The 18,222-nt window shown below is 40.5% G+C and carries 18 protein-coding genes and 1 other RNA gene; 2 read left to right on the top strand and 17 right to left on the bottom strand.

Going from position 1 to position 18,222, the window contains the following annotated elements:
* Positions 1-8: 8 nt before the first annotated feature.
* Positions 9-2,069, top strand: coding sequence for a flagellar biosynthesis protein FlhA (gene flhA, locus ACXJIN_RS04110; protein WP_456399669.1), 2,061 nt, complete (start codon positions 9-11; stop codon positions 2,067-2,069).
* On the opposite strand, the gene murA is transcribed toward flhA, so the two are convergent.
* From murA to ACXJIN_RS04090, 4 genes are all read right to left on the bottom strand, one after another.
* Positions 2,059-3,300: a UDP-N-acetylglucosamine 1-carboxyvinyltransferase gene (gene murA, locus ACXJIN_RS04105; RefSeq protein ID WP_456399667.1), complete on the bottom strand. Its 1,242-nt coding sequence runs from the start codon at positions 3,298-3,300 to the stop codon at positions 2,059-2,061. The two genes, flhA and murA, sit on opposite strands and share 11 nt — an antisense overlap.
* Complete coding sequence (locus ACXJIN_RS04100) at positions 3,297-3,992, bottom strand: hypothetical protein (protein WP_456399665.1); 696 nt, start codon at positions 3,990-3,992, stop codon at positions 3,297-3,299. Before ACXJIN_RS04100 ends, murA begins: the two co-directional genes overlap by 4 nt.
* Positions 3,979-4,926, bottom strand: a complete 948-nt coding sequence (locus tag ACXJIN_RS04095; protein WP_456399663.1) for a DNA polymerase III subunit delta — start codon at positions 4,924-4,926, stop codon at positions 3,979-3,981. Before ACXJIN_RS04095 ends, ACXJIN_RS04100 begins: the two co-directional genes overlap by 14 nt.
* 296 nt (positions 4,927-5,222) lie before the next feature.
* On the bottom strand, positions 5,223-6,149 hold the full coding sequence (locus ACXJIN_RS04090) for an ROK family glucokinase (RefSeq protein WP_456399661.1): 927 nt from the start codon (positions 6,147-6,149) through the stop codon (positions 5,223-5,225).
* Positions 6,150-6,210: 61 nt separating this feature from the next.
* Here ACXJIN_RS04090 and ffs point away from each other — a divergent pair.
* Positions 6,211-6,476, top strand: an RNA gene (gene ffs, locus ACXJIN_RS04085) — signal recognition particle sRNA large type.
* 16 nt (positions 6,477-6,492) lie between these two features.
* Here the strand turns inward: ffs and ACXJIN_RS04080 are convergent.
* From ACXJIN_RS04080 to ACXJIN_RS04020, 13 genes are read right to left on the bottom strand one after another with little or no spacing between them, the layout of a single operon-like run.
* Positions 6,493-7,356 (bottom strand): HD-GYP domain-containing protein, encoded by an 864-nt coding sequence (locus ACXJIN_RS04080; RefSeq protein ID WP_456399659.1) that lies wholly within the window; start codon positions 7,354-7,356, stop codon positions 6,493-6,495.
* A 5-nt stretch (positions 7,357-7,361) separates the two neighbouring features.
* Positions 7,362-8,036: a site-2 protease family protein gene (locus ACXJIN_RS04075; RefSeq protein ID WP_456399657.1), complete on the bottom strand. Its 675-nt coding sequence runs from the start codon at positions 8,034-8,036 to the stop codon at positions 7,362-7,364.
* On the bottom strand, positions 8,026-8,949 hold the full coding sequence (locus ACXJIN_RS04070; RefSeq protein ID WP_456399655.1) for an RluA family pseudouridine synthase: 924 nt from the start codon (positions 8,947-8,949) through the stop codon (positions 8,026-8,028). Before ACXJIN_RS04070 ends, ACXJIN_RS04075 begins: the two co-directional genes overlap by 11 nt.
* Complete coding sequence (lspA, locus tag ACXJIN_RS04065) at positions 8,936-9,391, bottom strand: signal peptidase II (RefSeq protein WP_456399653.1); 456 nt, start codon at positions 9,389-9,391, stop codon at positions 8,936-8,938. Before lspA ends, ACXJIN_RS04070 begins: the two co-directional genes overlap by 14 nt.
* Before the next feature lies 1 nt (position 9,392).
* Positions 9,393-10,187, bottom strand: a complete 795-nt coding sequence (locus ACXJIN_RS04060; RefSeq protein ID WP_456399651.1) for a CheR family methyltransferase — start codon at positions 10,185-10,187, stop codon at positions 9,393-9,395.
* Between the two features lie 3 nt (positions 10,188-10,190).
* Complete coding sequence (locus ACXJIN_RS04055) at positions 10,191-11,120, bottom strand: hypothetical protein (protein ID WP_456399649.1); 930 nt, start codon at positions 11,118-11,120, stop codon at positions 10,191-10,193.
* 18 nt (positions 11,121-11,138) lie between these two features.
* Positions 11,139-11,999 carry a PHP domain-containing protein gene (locus tag ACXJIN_RS04050; protein WP_456399647.1) on the bottom strand — a complete coding sequence of 287 codons (861 nt, stop codon included), beginning with the start codon at positions 11,997-11,999 and terminating at the stop codon, positions 11,139-11,141.
* Between the two features lie 7 nt (positions 12,000-12,006).
* The gene (locus ACXJIN_RS04045; protein WP_456399645.1) at positions 12,007-12,768 is read right to left on the bottom strand and encodes a YebC/PmpR family DNA-binding transcriptional regulator; all 762 of its coding nucleotides are present in this window, start codon (positions 12,766-12,768) and stop codon (positions 12,007-12,009) included.
* Positions 12,769-12,821: 53 nt separating this feature from the next.
* On the bottom strand, positions 12,822-14,192 hold the full coding sequence (locus ACXJIN_RS04040; RefSeq protein ID WP_456399643.1) for a GAF domain-containing SpoIIE family protein phosphatase: 1,371 nt from the start codon (positions 14,190-14,192) through the stop codon (positions 12,822-12,824).
* The gene (locus ACXJIN_RS04035) at positions 14,170-14,538 is read right to left on the bottom strand and encodes a response regulator transcription factor (protein WP_456399641.1); all 369 of its coding nucleotides are present in this window, start codon (positions 14,536-14,538) and stop codon (positions 14,170-14,172) included. The genes ACXJIN_RS04040 and ACXJIN_RS04035 overlap by 23 nt, the downstream gene beginning before the upstream one ends.
* Entirely contained in the window at positions 14,513-15,049 is a 537-nt protein-coding gene (locus ACXJIN_RS04030) for a TIGR03936 family radical SAM-associated protein (RefSeq protein ID WP_456399639.1), read from the bottom strand. The genes ACXJIN_RS04035 and ACXJIN_RS04030 overlap by 26 nt, the downstream gene beginning before the upstream one ends.
* Positions 15,046-16,818, bottom strand: a complete 1,773-nt coding sequence (locus ACXJIN_RS04025; RefSeq protein ID WP_456399637.1) for a radical SAM protein — start codon at positions 16,816-16,818, stop codon at positions 15,046-15,048. Before ACXJIN_RS04025 ends, ACXJIN_RS04030 begins: the two co-directional genes overlap by 4 nt.
* Positions 16,815-18,206, bottom strand: coding sequence for an MFS transporter (locus ACXJIN_RS04020; RefSeq protein ID WP_456399635.1), 1,392 nt, complete (start codon positions 18,204-18,206; stop codon positions 16,815-16,817). The genes ACXJIN_RS04025 and ACXJIN_RS04020 overlap by 4 nt, the downstream gene beginning before the upstream one ends.
* Positions 18,207-18,222 lie beyond the last annotated feature (16 nt).

Below are 18,222 nucleotides of genomic sequence, written 5' to 3'. Positions count from 1 at the left end.
GTGTTTTGATGTCAAAATACGATGATATTTTCATAGCCGCGGGAGTACTTTTCATAGTTTTACTGTTGATCTTACCGATATCTGGATGGGCCCTTGATTTGCTTCAAATTCTTGACATAACGATTTCTGTATTGGTACTCCTTACGGCCATATATTTGAAGAGAGCCATCGATCTTTCTTCTTTTCCGACGATTGTGTTGGTGCTAACCATATATCGTGTTGCTTTGAACGTGGCTTCAACTCGTCTTATCCTTCTACAAGGTAAAAATTTTCAGGGTCACGTGATAAAGGCCTTTGGAAATTTCGTCGTTGGTGGAAATTTCGTTATCGGAATAGTCGTGTTTTTCATACTCGTTATCGTTCAATTCATAGTTATAACCCGTGGTGCCGAAAGAATAGCCGAGGTCGCAGCAAGGTTCACCTTGGACGCGATGCCCGGAAAGCAGATGTCCATAGATGCGGACTACAACGCCGGAATAATAACTGAAGAAGAGGCAAAGCGTAGGAGAGAAGAAGTGCGCAGGGAAGCGGATTTTTACGGTGCAATGGATGGAGCCTCTAAATTCGTGCGTGGTGATGCCATTTCCAGCATAATAATAGTGTTCATAAACATAATAGGTGGTCTTATAATAGGCATGCTCATGCACCACATGGGTGCAGGTGAAGCCGCTCATGTTTACACCTTGCTAACCGTTGGCGATGGTCTTGTAACGCAAATACCCGCCTTACTCGTTTCGACTTCAAGTGGAATAATCGTTTCCAGGGCGGCTTCTACGAGCTCGCTTGGAAAGGATATTCTCAGAGAGTTAACTCAAGAACCAAGGGCTTTGATGATTACCGGAGCGGCAATTTTGCTTTTGGGAATATTCACTCCTTTGCCAACGATTTCAATGGTTTTAGTGGGGTTCTTAACAATTGCCCTTGGATACATGTCGTACAGGGCGACATCTCAGAAAAAAGTGGTTGAAGAAGTTGGAAACGTATCCTCTTCAGCACAACCTTCTGGCGGCGGAAACTCTTCGAATGGAGCCATGGATATTTCAGATGTTATAAATACGGACACCGTTGAGGTGGAAATAGGATATGGATTGATTCCTCTGGCCGATAGAAGCCAGGGTGGAGATCTTTTAGAAAGGGTTACAATGGTTAGAAAGCAAATAGCGTATGAGCTTGGTTTTATGTTAAGTCCGATAAGAGTGAGGGATAGCGTTCTTTTAAAACCAAATGAGTACGTGATTAAAATTTTAGGTTCGGAAGTGGCGAAGTACGAGATATTTCCAAACCGTTTGCTCGCTATGAATCCTGGCATGGTTGAAGAAAAAATAGAAGGTATTCCAACAAAGGAGCCAGCTTTTGGATTAGAAGCTTTTTGGATAACAGAGGATCAAAGAGAGCGTGCTAGAGGGTTGGGATACACGGTGGTGGACGCGCCAAGCGTTTTTGCCACGCATTTAACGGAAATATTGAGAGAGCATGCTGCCGAATTGTTGGGTAGAAAAGAAATGGAAGTGTTGATAGAAGGCTTAAGAGAAAAGATGCCATCACTCGTAGATGAATTGATACCTGGCGTTATGAAAGAACATACCGTAAGAAGAATACTTCAGCGCTTGTTAGAGGAAAAAGTTTCATTGCGAAACTTGCCCCTCATATTTGAAACGCTCATTGAAAATGGTGAGAAAACTTCGAGCATTTCTGAGTTGGTTCAGAAGGTTAGAATAGCCCTCAAAAGACAAATAAGTGAAAGTGCAAAATCAGACGATGGTTACGTTCACGCTGTGGCCCTTTCCCAAAACCTTGAAGAAAAGCTTATGGATGCGATGACGGTTTCTGAAGACAGAAAGATGTTCAACGTGAATCCAGATCTCATGTCGAAGATCATGGACACTATGGCGGTTTCACTCAAAAAAGTTATGGAAAAAGGGTTCTATCCAGTTGTTATCTGTTCGGCCTCTATAAGAGAAGCGGTGGCGAGATACGTGATCAAGAACATCCCAAAGATTCAAGTGGTTGCTTACGAAGAGATGACCGATGACGTTAAATTGAAGATAGAAGAGATCGTTAATCTTTAAGTGCGATGTTCACGCCGAGGCTTTTCAATTTATCATCTACCTTTTCATACCCTCTGTAAAGAATATCGAAATTTTTCACAACACTTTTTCCTTCAGCAATGGTAGCGGCTAAGGTAATTGCCGCAGTTTCTCTCAGATCCCATCCAATAACATTTGCGCCGTTGAGCCTTTGTGGACCGGATATTTTTATCTCTTTATTTTTGTCAACTGATATGTGGGCTCCCATTTTTTTCAATTCTTCAACGTGGCTCAACCTGTTTTCAAAAATATTTTCAGTTATTGTTGAATGTCCCTTGGCAACTAACGCCAAAACGCCCATTTGTGGCTGAAGATCGGTTGGAAAGCCTGGATAGGGAGCGGTTTCAAGGTGAAACCCTTTTATCTTTGAAGGTCGTGCAACGATCTTCGAATTTTCAACGATTAAATTTGCACCGATTTCTCTTAAGAAATTCACATAATTCAAAGAGCTTTTTTCAACGCCATTTATCACGATTTCACCGTTGTTTATCAACGAAAGAATAACGTACGTTCCCGCTTCTATTCTGTCACCCATTATTTTAAAATCGATAGTTGAAAAATTTGAACTTCCCTCTATTTTTATATTTGCCGTTCCAGCGCCTTTTATCCTTGCGCCCATGGAATTCAAGAAGCTTTGCAATTCAACTATTTCAGGTTCCCTGGCACAATTGGAGATGTACGTTGTGGTTTTTTTCAACATTGCGGCCGTGATCATGAGATGTTCAGTTGCCCCTACGCTTGGAAAGGGAAGACGTATTCTTGCTTCACGCAATTTGTGAGAAATTTTAGCCCTCACAAAATTTTCCTCGACTTTTACATCAAAGCCCATGGCTTTTAAACCTTGAATGTGAATGTCTATTGGCCTTTTTCCTATCGAACAGCCACCAGGATATGAAAGAATCGATTCGCCATTTTTAACCGCCAAAGGTCCAAGCAAAAGTATGGAAGCCCTTATTTTTGAAGGAAGAGTGCTGAGATCGCCGTTCATGTCATGAGCGGAAAAAATCGTAACGTTTTCTTTCTTATTGTAGTTAATTCCGCTCTTTTGAAGAAGACTCAGCATTTCCTTAACATCTGTAAGATCGGGAAGATTCAGCAAAGTGACATTTGGATTTACAACGAGCGCTGCCAATAAGGGTAAGGCCGCGTTCTTAGCCCCTCCAACTTTTATTTCGCCTCTTATTTCGTTTCTTCCTTTGATTGTCGCGTTCAACTATTTTCACCTTTTCTTTTTTTATTCCTTCCAATTTGAAAACTCACAGCGAGTATGGAAATAACAAGGAATATGGAAACGAAAGCGGTCAACATCCAAATGTGCTTTCCATCTGAAAGTGAACTCACGATATTCTGAGGTTTTACACCAAACTTTGGTGCTATTGGAATCATCAAGGAATAGGCAACTACCAAAGAACCAAAGGCGGCTAACGCCGTACCGACCGCTTTTCTTTCACTCATTAGGGTTACAAAGCCAATTATTACACCGAAAGTTAGAAAAACTCCTAACCCAACCAAATTCGGATTGTTCGCTATGGTTATTTTTACGTTAAAGGCGCTTACTATCCAATTGTAAAAGTAATAGACTACCAAACCACCGGCAAGAAAACCTGCCAGAAATATCGCGAATTTGTAAAAAGCTATGAAGAGCGCCGTTGATAAAAATGCGATTATCAAAAGAAAGACTATGTGTATCATTCCTATGTTGGAAGTCGAAGCCGATAAATTGAAAGTGTGTTGAGCCATTATGCCATTCCAAAGCATCTGACCAGCGTAAATTCCACCTATGAAGCCTATAATGGCCAGAGAAGTTCTTAAAAGGTAATAACCAAAAAATGCCATGGCAAGACCTATTGCCAATGCCACAGGCCAGTATAATATCATGATGTGGTAAACTTCATCCAATTGCATTTGAAAGCCTCCCATCTATCCACTCTTTTACAAGAACTTCGATCAGGAATTTTGCATTCCCTCCATTTTTGGCTTCCACTTCGATATCTTGAACTTTTTGAAGAAATAGGATAACTTCATCGAATTTTACACTTTTCAAAAGATTCTTTCTTTGCTTTTTTCCAAGTGAAAAACCCACCAAATCCGCGATTTGTGGTGTCCTGACGTTTAGAAGTTTCGCCGTGTCTTTTACATCGTTCCACGAGTAATTTTTCTTTTCCATCAAGATCAGTTGGGCTAGAAGAATTAACGTTTTTTCAAGATTTGTTAGTATCACGAGTACATGCGAGTCGTCTAAAAGCTTTTTGAATTTATCTAATGCAAATTCATTGCGCGCTAAGATCATGTACGTTGATTCGAATAAATCAGCTTTAACGTAAAAGGGCACGAACTCTGCTACATCATCAACTGTCACGTTATTGGATATGGTTCCAAGCTTTTCCAATTCTTTGGATATGAGATCTAGTTTGGTCCCTACACGAATAAATATCTCTCGCGCCGCTTCATCGTCGATTTTTATAGATAAAAGCGATCCAATCTCTTTTATCTTTTCAACCCATTTCTCTTCTTCCCATGGCTTTGGAGATGTGAGATCGTCAAATTTGCCGAATTTTTTCAATATGTCTGCCTGTGATGAAATTACCATGATATCCGTTTCACCTTCAAATTTTTTCAACGCGTCGTTTAGCCATTTCAATTCTTCTTTGTGCCATTTTTCAACTGATTTTACCAGGATCATGGGTTTTTCCATCATGGCGTAAGAAAAAAGAAAATTCTTAACCTTTGAAATTTTCAAAGGATCTTCCGGTTCTATCTCAACGATCCATCTATCTTTGATCGTTGATAAATACTTTTTTAATTCCCAAAAATTGTCGCTCAATATGTACTTTTTCATTTTTCATCCCATTTTATGGTATTATAATACTCGCCACATCGAACCACTGAAATTCATCAAGGATGGAGGTGGGAAGATGAAATACCGTGATAGGCTTCTTAACTCTCTTGGAAGTTTGCTTTCTGAAAACTTGAATCGTCGAGTTTTTCTCGTATCAGAACCACAGAACGGATTGTCTAAAGTGATTTTTCACGATGGAAACAGGGTTTTATTTTGCGGTTCGTTTCACGATTCAGAGTTTCTTTCTCCTGGTTTTAAAGAAAAGGTTCTCATGGAGGCTAACGCATCGCTTGAGGCTAACTCTCAATTTCTTCGAAGCCAATCGATGCGGCCCCAAATATTCCGGCGTCGTCAACTAAATCACTAAGAACTATTTCGTACGTGTTCCAAAAAGATCTCATAACATTTTCGCGCGTGTACTTTTTAACGCTAGAAAGCAAAATATCTCCAGCGCGGGAAACACCTCCGCCGATAACGATTATTTGTGGATTAAAAATGTGTATGAGGCTTCCAAGAGCCGTTCCCAACGATTGTGAGACAATCTCCAGAACTTTAACTCCAAGTTGGTCGCCCATTCTTGCGGCGTCCATAACTTCTTTCGCGCTGAAATTCTTTATCTCACTTTCAGGATACCTTTCCTTCCACTCTTTTGCAAGTCTGGAAATTCCCGTAGCCGAGGCTATCGTTTCAAGGCAACCATGATTTCCACAACCGCAAGGATAGCCGTTTGGATCAACTATTATGTGTCCGAGTTCGGCACCTATTCCATTATGGCCTCTCAAGAGTTTTCCTCCTGTAATAACGCCACCTCCAACACCGGTGCCCAGCGTTATTCCGATTATATCGGTGTAGCCCTTTGCTTTGCCAAACCATTTTTCTCCCATCACGAATGCGTTGGCGTCATTTTCCAAAGACACGTTCACTTTCGTCCTTTTTTCTATTTCCTCAGCGAGTGGAACGTTTATCCAACCGGGAAAATTCGGGGAGAATCTCACAATACCGTTTTTATGATCTATAGAGCCAGGTGATCCAATTCCTATCTTTGAAACACCATTCACTTTTTCTATCAATTCGATGGCCGCATTTGACATTCTTTGAACAACTCGCTCGAAGCCTTCATGGACTTTCGTTTCCACTTTATTTCTTGCGAGTATCTCGCCATTATCGTTGACAACGGCCATTGCGATATTCGTTCCACCAAGATCTATACCGAGTACTTTCATGTATTCCTCCCTGTTCGCGCTTTGAAATAAAAAGAATTTGTGATAAAATTTCCTGTGGACACCGTGCTAGGTGGGGAGTTAGCGGTTCCCTTTACCCGAAATCCGCTTTATGCGGGGCCGAAGGTCGTCCCAGGGCGCTTGTTGCACGGAAAGGGCTCACCTTTGAGCGTTGAAAGCAAGGTCCCACGCAGCGGAAAACCACGAACCTGGTCAGGTCCGAGAGGAAGCAGCCATAAGTGGCCACTTCCGGGTGACGTGGGGTAGCCTTGCTGGAGCTTTGAAGATGAGTACCGCCTTGTAGCAAGTTGTTCGAAGACGTCTGCACGGTGTCTTTTGTAATTCTTCATTCCATTCCCAATTCTTTTCTCATGAATTTGACGAATTTTATTGCCAAATCCGGATCAAAAGAGCTTCCCGCTTCTTTCTCTATTAAATCAAGAACCTCGCCTTCTTTTAAAGGTCTGCCCAATATCTCCGATGAAACTGTGTTTAAAGCCTCATCGTAGAAATCGCATATTCCTATTAATCTTGCGTAGTACGGAATCTCTTCTCCTTTTAAACCATCTGGATAGCCCTGGCCATTCCATTTTTCATGGTGACTGCGTGCTATCGGAGCTGCATCTTCCAAAACTATGGTTGTTGCAAGAAAGATAGAGCCAACAACCGTGTGATCTGTTCCGTCATGAAGCCACATTCTTATCCTCGTTGGGGTGTAAAGCATGAGCTGTTCCAATCCTATCTTTCCGACGTCGTGAAGCATGGCATATTTGCTCAACAATTCCAATTCATCACCAACTATTCCCAAGGTTGGAGCGAATTTTTCCACCAACTTTGTGACTCGCTCGGAATGGCTTAATCCTTTTCTGTCTTCAACTTCACTGTTTACGATGAAGCTTTGGAGCATTCTGCTTATCAAAGTTCTCATTCTTCCGGCGTAAACAAAAGTGTTTTTAAAACCAAATTGCATGGAAAGGCCCACTCCCATTGCTAACAGCGGATCAGAAATTGGAACATTTGCCTTTTTATCTGCATAGAATACATCAAAGCCGTTGTTCGTTTTGACACAGAGGGGCTTATCGCTTTTTATGGGAAACGTTGAAAAGACAACATCGGCATCTTCTTTAGAGGTAAATTTTGCCATTGAATCCATTTCTTTCTTCAAATCTTTCAATTCTTCAGGAAGGTACACTTTCACGTCGTTTTTCAAAGCTATCACCTCGCGAAAAACCGCGCCGTTACGTTTATCATCCATAAGAGCGTGGGATTAAGTATGACATTTACTATTCCAAAAAAGATCAAAACCAACAATATTATAGTACCGTACATCTCATATTTTAACATCCAATTCATGTACTTGCTCGGTAAAAAAGCCACTAACGCTTTTGAACCGTCCAAAGGGGGAACCGGAATAAGATTGAATATGAAGAGTACGTAATTTATCAATATAAACCAGGCCGTCGCATCCGCAAGATACGATACGTATGGGTTGGCGCTCATGTTGGGAAAGGTGTTGAAAATGAGGGGAGAGTATCTCGCGTAAGCGTAAAAACCGGTCTTTACAAATATCCCTTCCGTTATAAAGCCAAGTACGAAATTTGAGAATGGTCCAGCAAGAGAAACAATTATAATGTCCCTTTTGAATCTTTTAAACTTCCAGAAGTTTATCGGGACAGGCCTTGCCCATCCAAAGTGAAAGAAAATGAGCATCAGGGTTCCGATGGGATCTAAGTGTTTAACGGGATTGAGAGTTAATCTGCCAGCTTTCTTTGCGGTATCGTCTCCTGAAAGGTACGCAGCCAAAGCGTGAAAGAATTCGTGTACCGTTATGGCGATTAGCACTCCTGGGGTCGCACCAAGCGCTTGAATGAAAAACATCCTACCGAACATTTTCTTCTCCTTCAAAGAAAGCGATTTCTTTTAAAGCCATTTTAAAATCTTCCGCAAGTGGAGCCACAAACCTCATTGCCTCGTTTGTAAAAGGGTGGTAAATTTCTAAAACCACAGCGTGCAACAACTGTCTTCTTACCCAACTTAAAGGGTATGATGGCTTTACACCGTAGATTTGATCTCCAACGACCGGGTGTCCTATGTGTTTCATGTGCACCCTTATTTGATGAGTTCTTCCAGTCATGATTCTCACTTTTAAAAGACTCCAATTTTTAAAAGTTTTCAGTGTTTCGTACTTGCTCAACGCGTTTCTTCCCCAGCTCAGCACGTCCATTCTCGTTCTTACCTGTGGATTTCTTGCTATGGGAGCGTTTATCTCTCCACTTTCGTCTTTTGGGATGCCTTCTACCAGGGTGAGATAGGTTTTTTTTGTTCTTCTCGCTTTGAATTGTGCTGATAATAAGCGCTGGCTTTCTGGGTCTTTTGCGACAAGGATCACCCCTGATGTATCTTTGTCAAGACGGTGAACTATGAAAGGTTGAGTTTCCCCTTTGAATCTCCAGAGTAAAGCGTTTACCAATGTGCCGGTTGTCTTTTTCACGGTTGGATGGGTAACGAGTCCGGCTTGTTTGTTCACAACTATCATGTGATCGTCCTCGTATATCACATCTAACGGTATATTCTCGGCTGGAATAATCGGCATCTCTGGTGGTGGAAAAACGGCTTCAACGAAGTCTCCATCTTTTAACTTGTAAGATGGCTTTGTTGGTAAGGAGTTAACAGTTACCTTTCCCATTTTTATCAGATTTTGAATGACCGTTCTTGACGTGTGCTTTGGTGCAAATTCCATGAGCGCCACGTCAATTCGTCTTCCCGCTTCTCTGGTCGTAACCTTTAACTCAACTTTTTCCAACTTTTCTCTCTCTCTTCAAAAAGTAAATGCCTAACCCTATCGCTCCGGCCACAACACAAGAGTCTGCAACGTTAAAAATTGGCCAGTACGGCAGTTGAATAAAGTCCGTTACAGATCCATACGCCAATCTACTAATCGCATTGGAAAGCGCACCGCCAATCGTTAAACCCATTGAAAGTTGAAAAAACCAGTTCTTTCTTTCTTTCCAGGTTAAAGAAAATATTGCAAGCGCTACAATTATGGACAGAACGATGTATTCAACCACTTTAGGGTCACTTTGAAAAACGCTAAAGCCCATACCGGTATTTTTGGCGTAAGTCAAGTTCACAACGTGCTTTATCACCACTATACTTTGCCATAGATGCATGTGAGTTTCCACTGCGTGTTTACTCAGCTGATCAAAAAAGATAACGGAAGCTGCTATTAACCATTCAACCCACATCTCATTTCACGTTTACCACTTTTTTGTAGAAGAAAGGTTCGATCGGTTCAAGGCCTATTTTTCTACTGTTGAAAATTCTTTCAGTTCCTCCTACAAAAAGGATCCCTCCGGGTTTTAGAGCCTCCGCAAATTTTCTGTAAAGTTTTTCTTTTGCATCCATTTCAAAGTATATGACCACGTTTCTACATAAAATAGCCATTAAGTTTTTTTCAAATGGATCTGCCAGCAGATTTTGCCTCTTAAAAGTTACCCTCTTCTTGATCTTATCAATGACTTGAAAACGTCCGTCTTCGAGCTTTTTGAAGTATTTATCTCTTACAGACTCTTTTATGTTTACCAACGATTTCTTGTCGTAAATTCCCTTTTTGGCAACTTCAAGTATGTTGGGATCTAGATCGGATGCTAAAACTTTGTAATTTATTGGAGAAGCGTGCATCTCTTCCAGCATGATGGCTATCGAATATGGTTCCTCTCCACTTGCACATCCAGCGCTCCAGATCGTTCCACGAGGCGTGGTCTTCATTTCCATTTCTATGTAGCGTTTGAATTTTTCCCATTTGTCCGGATTTCTAAAAAATTCGGTAACATTTATGGTGATCCTATCGAAGAACTCTTTTTGTTTGGATGGATCTTTGTCCAAAAGCTTTAAGTACTCGTTGTAATCATTAAATCCGTACTTTCTTATCAGAAAGTCCACTCTTCTTTTCATTCTTTCAAGTTTGTATCCCGACATATCAAAATTCAGCTTTCTTCTTATAGCGTCGGCAAATTTCATAAATGATTCGTTGTCAAGCATATTCTAAAACCTCCATTTCATTCCAAGCCATAAGCTCATTTCTTTTTCATATGAAAAATCCGCAAAAAGCGATACGTTCTTTCCAAAGCTTTTTTCAATTTTCATTCCAAAGTTAGTTTCTAATATTTGCGGAAAAGTGTTCACATACGTTGTGGATAAAAACGTTTTGAAGTTCGCAGAAAATAATTTGAATTTTGTACTTGAATTGAAATAAAACTCATTTTCACTCATCGCGAAGAACGCCTCTGAAGAGCCATTATCGTATTTGAAAATTCCAACGTATTTAGATGGAATTTGTTCACTCGCATTTGGGAAAACCATTTCTTCGTTTGAAAATCCTTGAAGTAAAACTTCAAAATTTTCGTACTTCCCTCCAAGTCCAACGAAGTATGAACCACCGTACTTTCCACCATTTAGATAGAAAAGACCTTTTGAAAGGCCAAAGGTAAAAGTCATAGCGTTTTCGTACCACCAGAAATCTGAGAAAAAGAATGGCGATACATATTTCAAATCATATGTTCCTCTATCCCAGAAGATTGCCATATCATTTCCGGCGTTGTTCACTTCTACACCATTTCGCCAACCTCTTGGGATGTTTCCAACATCCCACGTTGTTAAAAATAGAGTTGAATGCGTCGAAGTGGCACCATACTCAATTTTAAGATTCTTCCAATTGAAATTCGCGTATCGAATAACATTCGAAGAAAAAGACGTTACGTTAAGGGTGTTATTACTGGCAGTCACACCTATTGAAAGCTCGCTCACGACGTGAGCAACCCAGAAATTGAGCGTGAATCTTCCATTTATCGCCAGTTCACAACCATTGGATGAGAAATAAGGGCCTATTTTACCTTCAAAGTGACTAACGGGCTTGGCATACAAAATGGTTGCCATTATCAAAGTGAGCGAAATGATGAACACTACTTTTCTCATGAATTCGGCCATTTCCCGTTAATTTTTTCTTACCCTATGGCCTTGTCTCCTTTCGAAGAATTTCGTCAGCTCAAATATCACTTCTCTTGGAATTGCCATAAATTCCAATGGATATATTCCATCGTGGTAATCGCTTCCAACGGTTACCAACATACCGTGAATTATGGCTAATTCATGATAAAATTTTGAAATAGAATAAGTGTGTTTTGAATGGTAAGCTTCTACACCATCGAGACCCCATTCAATCATCTGAACGATATCTTCTTCTTTTAAGCCATGCTGTTTTGAGTTTTTGTAAAGACCCGGATGTGCGACAACCGCGATTCCTCCGGCTTCGTGTATTTTTTCTATCGCTTCCTTCGGAGAAAGACCGTCTGGTGCAACGTACGCAGCTCCATTGTCCCCTATTAGTTGAGCTGTAAAAGCTTCTTTTGGACTGCGAATGTATCCCTTTTTTACTAGCGCCTTTGCAACGTTCATTCTCCCAACAAATGGACCTGGAGACTGGGCCAACACATCGTCAAAAGTTACGTCGTACTCCATCGAGTTTAATTTGTTTACTATTCTTACAACTTTATCTATGCGGGCTTTAAATCTCGAAGACAAAAAAGAATTAAACTCTCTATTTTTTATGTCGAAATCGTAACCAAGAATATGAACTTCCCCTTCCTTGTACATAGTGGATATTTCTACACCGCTTACAAGAAAGATACCCAACTCTTCAGCCGCTTTTTTCGCTTCTAACACACCGCTTATCGTATCATGATCGGTAAGCGCAGCCAATTTGACGCCTGACCGCGCTACCAATTCCAAAACTTCCCTTACACTCAAAGAGCCATCGGAATTATTACTGTGGAAATGCAAATCTACCTTTTTCAACATGAATTTACCCGATTTTAGACATTATTTCTTCAAGCTCCGCATCGTCTATGTCAAAATTAGCGTAGACTTCCTGCACATCATCAAGATCTTCGATAAGACTCACAACTTGAAGAACTTTCTCAGCATCTTTTCCGCTCACGTGAACCGTCATTTTGGGTACAAAAGTGTTTTCATAAGATTCGACTTCGTAGCCAGCTGCTTTCAAAGCATCAACGACCTTTAAAAGATTTTCTGGGGCTGTGACTATTTCGTAGCCATCATCATCTTCTTTTATGTCTTCAGCTCCGGCATCGATGGCACTCATCATAAACTCGTCACCATCAGATACAGCTTCCTTTTTCACGTTTATGATTCCTTTTCTTTCAAATTGCCATGCAACGCTTCCAGATTCTGCCAAATTTCCACCGTATTTTGAAAGTATGTGTCTTATATCCGCCGTGGTTCTGTTTTTGTTATCCGTAAGCGTTGATATGTACATTGCCACTCCCGCTGGAGCGTAACCTTCGTACATGATTTCTTCGTAGTTAACCCCTTCCAGCTCTCCAGTTCCGCGCTTAATTGCCCTTTCAATCGTGTCTTTGGGCATGTTAACCTGACGAGCCTTATCGATGGCCGTTCTGAGCCTTGGATTCATACTTGGATCTCCACCGCCCGTTCTTGCGGCAACTGTCAGCTCCCTTATGACCTTTGTAAATTCTGCAGAGCGCTTGCTATCCTGGGCCGCCTTTCTGTGCTTGATGTTGGCCCACTTATTATGTCCAGACATTTAAAATCCCTCCTGAATTCATATAGTTTCAGACTATTTTAACATAAAATCATTCATATTTTGGCGACTAACACCGTTATATCGTCATGTTGTTGAGCGCCGTAGGAAAAATCGGCGACATCGGAGACTATCAATTGAAGAAGATCGGATGGTTCAAGCATAGTGGAATTCTTAACCAAATTGTTCAGCCTTTCAAGACCATACTCTTGACCTGAAACGTTTCTGGCTTCCGCAACCCCATCTGTGTACATAACCAAAACGTCTCCCTTTTTTACATGCACGGTTTTTATTTCATAAGCTTGCGGGACGTCTAAAATCCCGAAAGGAACACCGTTAGCGTTTAAGAAACTTAGTTCTCCGTTCCTTGAAAAGATAATCGGATCATGGCCTGCGTTTACGTATTCAAAAGTAGATTTATTTGGATCGAATATGCCAACCACGGCGGTTACAAATCTGTCTTCTGAGATATCAGAAGAAATAAGATGGTTAAAGTAATTTATGAGCTCTGAGAAACTCCTGTTACTTTGCACAATTCCCTTTAAATAACTTCTAAACGAACTCATTATCAAGGCTGCTGGTACGCCTTTCCCCGACACATCGGCGATTGTGATGAAGAGTTTCCCGTTTAGTTCAAAAGCGTCATAATAATCTCCCCCCACATCGTGGGCGGGAATGGATGTGCCCGCAACGCTGAACTTTTTCGGAAAGTTCTTTGGAAAAAGATGCTGCTGTATATCGTAAGCTATCGATAATTCCTTTTGAATTGCCGCTCTTTCAACTTCACTTTTAAAGTAATGGTAATTGCTAAAAGCCACTCTTAACTGTTTGGCAGTGGATTCAACCAATTTTCTATCTGCCGCGTTGTAGAATGAACCACCCTTTTTGTTTACCAAAACGAAGGCACCGTAAAACTCTTCTTCAGATTCTATCGGGATGATCATCAAGGAATTTTTATCGTCCAACACAACTTTGTGTTTTTCGGTAAGCATGTAAGAATCAAAAAATTCTTCCGCTTTATTGGTTTTGGTGCGGCTGAATTTTCTTATTTGTCCTTCTTCCATTGTGAAAAGTGCAACTTCTTCCGAGGGAATGTTCTTTTCTATTATGTTCACCACTTCCAGGGCCACGTCATGCGGATTGACACTTTTGGAAAGCGTGTTGGTGATTTCCAGCAAACTCGACAACAGATCGTACGTGTTTGAAATTTCTTCCAAATTCGCTTCCATCATCAAAGAAGTGTTTTCAAGCTCATCCCTGTATTTTTTCACGCTTTTCATAAGACATTCAAACATCGAAGCCATTTTTTCTATCGTTATATCTTCTTCTGATAGATCAACTTCTGGACAGTCGTATTCTATTTTTTTATAGTCACTTAAGATGAGATCGTAGAGCTTTTTCAGTTCATTCTTCCCCTGCAAGTTCATTGACAACCTCCACCAATTTTTTAGGGCTGAAAGGTTTTGTCAAAAATTTTTTTGCGCCCAACTTTAGCGCGTGTTCTGCATCGTCGTCTCCACCCTTTGCGGTTAACATGACAACGTTTATGTCTTTAAGAGAGTCGTCGCTTTGCATTTCTTTTAAAACTCCGAAACCATCTAAACGTGGCATCATCACGTCTAAAATGACGACCTTTGGTTTCAATTCTTTCATCTTTTCAATACCATCCACTCCATCGATGGCTTCATAAACGTCAAAACCGGCGCGTTTTAAATTGAATACCGATATTCTTCTCAACACATCTGAATCATCTATCACAAGTACTTTTATCATTTGCACCTCCTGTGATGACCCGGCTTCTAATCGTTAAGAATTGCCCATATTCTCCATTCTTCGGAATTGAAGAATTGAATGATCTGAAAATTTTCGCGATCCATATTTCGCCCTTTTTCTCAATATCAAGCGAAGCATCTTCAGGTTCTTTCAGAAATATCAATTTGAATTCATATCCATTCACAAATCTAGAGAGTTTGAATTTTTCATCAACTTTTTCGGCTTTGACAAACTCACAACCCCTTGGGCAGAGTTCATTTGCCTCTTTCAAACGTGAAATGTCTATTTCTTCAAAAGTCGTCACCACGAACAATCCTGCCAGATCTATTATACCCGTTGGCAGCGCTTGCGCAAAGGAAATTTTTGTTCTTTGGTGAAAACCTTCGGTTTGTTTCAATTCTATGCCCGTCCTTCTTAAAGCTCTGTCTATCATTTTCATCGTTTCCAGGTGAGACAAATATCTCAGCATTCCGTATTTTTTGTAGTGAAAAAGGTACTTGATTTGGTTCATAAGATTTCACCGCTTAGTTTTTCGATAGAGGCTTCTAAAGGCTCAGGAGCTTTCCTTCCCATCAACACATTTTTTACTCCAAAACGTTGGCACACTCCACATCCTGTACAACCATTCCGACAATCTTGCGTAAGCGAACCCTTAAGCGCTCTTTGATATTCTAACCACAAATATCCCTTTAAGACTCCTATATCTATTTTATCCCATGGAAAAACGTCTTTTACATCTTTCGCCGCACTTATTTGTTTTAAATTCACATTTTCTTCTTCAAAAATTTTCATCCATTCATCTGGATTGAAAGTTTCGTTCCAATCAGGAAAAATCAAGTTTTTCTTTTCCGCTTCTTCTATAACTTTTCCAATATTCGAATCTCCCCTTGAAAGCACACCTTCTATTAAAGCTTTTCTGGGATCGGTGAAGTTGATCTTTGCGTATTTATGTGCCCATGATATTAGTTTATACCTTCTGTAAGCTTCCTCTGGTTCTATCTGTGGTGCAAACTGGAAAGGCGTATGTGGCTTGGGAACGAATACACCCAACGTGGCGGAAACGTTTTTAAAGCCCATTTTTTTAACCTTTTGTAGCATTTCGCCTATGGCCATAACATCTTCATCACTTTCTGTGGGTAATCCCAACATGAAATAAAGTTTTATCCTTGACCATCCGGAATCTTTAGCGTGCTTTAAGGCTTCAAATATCTGTTCTTCTGTTATTCCTTTATTTATAACGTCCCTTAATCTTTGACTTCCCGCTTCTGGTGCCAGCGTTATGCCACTCTTTCTAACTCCGCTCACGGCATTTGCCAATTCGACGCTTAGAGCGTCGACGCGCGTAGATGGTATTGAGAAAGAAACGTTTTTCATTTCTTTTAAATGTGACATTAGTTCCTTTATTTGTGAATGATCTGCGCTACTCAAAGACAAAAGGCTTATTTCTTCGTAACCCGTGAATTTTACTATTTTTCTGGAAAGATCCACGATTTCTTGGTAGCTTCTTTCTCTAACCGGTCTGTATATCATTCCAGCTTGACAAAATCTACACCCATGCGTACAACCTCTCAATATTTCCACAACACCTCTGTCGTGAATGGTATTCATGTAAGGGACTATTTGTGCGGTTGGTGCGTTTGGCATACGAGAAACGAATCTTTTTGAAACTTTCTCACTAATTCCAGGTACGTACACACCTTGGATTGTGGAAAGCTTCTCAAGCTTCTGTCTCTTGTTTCCACCTTCATCGATGACTTTTAGCATTTCAATAATGCCTTCTTCACCGTCACCTACAAAAAATGCGTCTATGAATTCCTCCATAGGGGCCGGGTTCACGGTGCATGGTCCGCCCGCTATGACAATTGGGTACGTGTCATCACGTTCGTTCCTATGAATCGGTATGTTTGCCAACTTCAGTGCCCTTAATACATTGGGGTAAGACATTTCGTATTGGAGGGTAAACCCAATAACATCGAATTTGTCCAATGGTCTGTAGCTTTCTAACGAGTAAAGTGGTATACCTTCCCTTTTCATTTCCTCTTGCATATCAATCCACGGTAAATAAGCGCGTTCGCACGACGCAAACGAAGAAGAATTCACCACGTCGTACAAAATCGACATACCAAAGTGGGACATTCCCACGTCATAAAGATCTGGAAAGATCAAGCACAGATTTATTCTGGAATCTTTTTTGCGTATGCTATTGTATTCCCCACCTATGTACCGACTTGGTTTTTGCACTTTATCTAAAACGTTCACCAGTTTTTTCAATACGTTCAATTCTTTCCTCCATTCTCGTTTGCCTTTTCAATTTCTTCATCTTTTAAATTTTCAGCATTTTCGGCTTTCTTTCTTTTTCTTTTTATTATATCATTCAAAAACTTTCTCCGTTCTTTGAGAAATTCTTCTCTTATAGGATGCGTTTTTGCTATCTTAGCCAAAATCCTGTCTCCAAGGAACAAAAGAAGAGAACCAACTGAAAATGAAAAGACGTATCCGAGTTTTAAAGCAAGGTATCCAGCAATGAAGGAAGCGGAAATCGCACCCAGATTTATGACCATATTGAAAAGTCCCATTATCTTTCCCCTATTTTCAACCATGGCAAGGTTTGTAGCCTGAATGGTGGCGGGAATGTAAAAAAATGGCCATGTAAATCCTACAGCCATAAAAGCGGAAAGCGTTATCCAAAGGCCAAAATGTGGTACAAAAATGGAAAGCGCAATTGCCAAGAACATGGTTATTCTTATCCAAAGCACTACGCTCATTATGGACATATCCCTAAATCTTTCCATAGCCTTATTTGTGAAGAGATATGCCATGTTCGTGAATAAATTATTTATTCCGTAAATTATAAAGATGTATCCGCTTGGAATGTTCATCACTTTTTTCAAAAAGATTGGAAATGGTGTGAAGAACATATTCGCTCCCAGAAAGACGATAAAAAGCCCAAACATGTAACGTTTTGTCTCCGGCTTGAAGTACGACATGTTGAATGGAGAAAGCACGTTGTGAGGAAGAGCCATGATGTTTCCAGCCAAGGAGTGGAGGTTTACGTTGAACTTTCTCGAACGGTGAATTTTTTTAAATGACATCTTTTTTCGCAAGTAGAAAGAGGCAAAAAGTGCCGAAATACCAAAAAGAAGCGCTGAAAGTAAAAAAATGGAGCGCATTTTCAGCGTTTCATTGCTTATTGTTGGAATGGAAACCGTTAACCAAGCTCCCCCAAGAAAAATTCCAATCGTTATTCCTACACTGTTGAAAAGATTAAGTGTGCTTATTTCTTTACGATAAATGCTTTCGTCGAATTTTCTATTAAGGTACGTTACTATCGTAGGGCTCATTATTGACAAGAAAAAGCCAAATGTCATGGAAAGAAGGTAATAAATCAAGATTGATTTTGTAAATCCCATGAGGATCAATGTTACGCCGTCAACCGATGCGCTTAAAAAGACCAGCTCAAAAAATCGCGGGTATTTGTCCAGAAAGATTCCGGTAAATAGGGAACCAAGTAAATTTCCCAAAGAAAACATGGCCATCGCCACACTGGCGCTGGCCACATTTCCATTTAACGCTACAACAACGAACAAACTTACTATTAAACTCGCCAATCCGTACGCGCTTCCTTGAAACCCGAAAGCGTAGTACCACTTCTTTAGATCTTTTATCATTTAAAGACTCCCAGCT

Source organism: Mesoaciditoga sp. (assembly GCF_054006115.1).
Note: the sequence above shows the minus strand (reverse complement) of the source record. Positions and strands in the feature narration are given on the sequence as shown.

Coding starts and splice junctions, on each gene's coding strand:
- ACXJIN_RS04060 (WP_456399651.1), bottom strand. CDS start 10,187: ATGCTTGACAACGAATCATTTATGAAATTTGCCGACGCTATAAGAAGA.
- ACXJIN_RS04095 (WP_456399663.1), bottom strand. CDS start 4,926: ATGAAAAAGTACATATTGAGCGACAATTTTTGGGAATTAAAAAAGTAT.
- ACXJIN_RS04100 (WP_456399665.1), bottom strand. CDS start 3,992: ATGCAATTGGATGAAGTTTACCACATCATGATATTATACTGGCCTGTG.
- ACXJIN_RS04045 (WP_456399645.1), bottom strand. CDS start 12,768: ATGTCTGGACATAATAAGTGGGCCAACATCAAGCACAGAAAGGCGGCC.
- ACXJIN_RS04035 (WP_456399641.1), bottom strand. CDS start 14,538: ATGATAAAAGTACTTGTGATAGATGATTCAGATGTGTTGAGAAGAATA.
- ACXJIN_RS04020 (WP_456399635.1), bottom strand. CDS start 18,206: ATGATAAAAGATCTAAAGAAGTGGTACTACGCTTTCGGGTTTCAAGGA.
- flhA (WP_456399669.1), top strand. CDS start 9: ATGTCAAAATACGATGATATTTTCATAGCCGCGGGAGTACTTTTCATA.
- ACXJIN_RS04030 (WP_456399639.1), bottom strand. CDS start 15,049: ATGAACCAAATCAAGTACCTTTTTCACTACAAAAAATACGGAATGCTG.
- ACXJIN_RS04040 (WP_456399643.1), bottom strand. CDS start 14,192: ATGAACTTGCAGGGGAAGAATGAACTGAAAAAGCTCTACGATCTCATC.
- ACXJIN_RS04075 (WP_456399657.1), bottom strand. CDS start 8,036: ATGTTCGGTAGGATGTTTTTCATTCAAGCGCTTGGTGCGACCCCAGGA.
- lspA (WP_456399653.1), bottom strand. CDS start 9,391: ATGTGGGTTGAATGGTTAATAGCAGCTTCCGTTATCTTTTTTGATCAG.
- ACXJIN_RS04090 (WP_456399661.1), bottom strand. CDS start 6,149: ATGAAAGTACTCGGTATAGATCTTGGTGGAACGAATATCGCAATGGCC.
- ACXJIN_RS04055 (WP_456399649.1), bottom strand. CDS start 11,120: ATGAGAAAAGTAGTGTTCATCATTTCGCTCACTTTGATAATGGCAACC.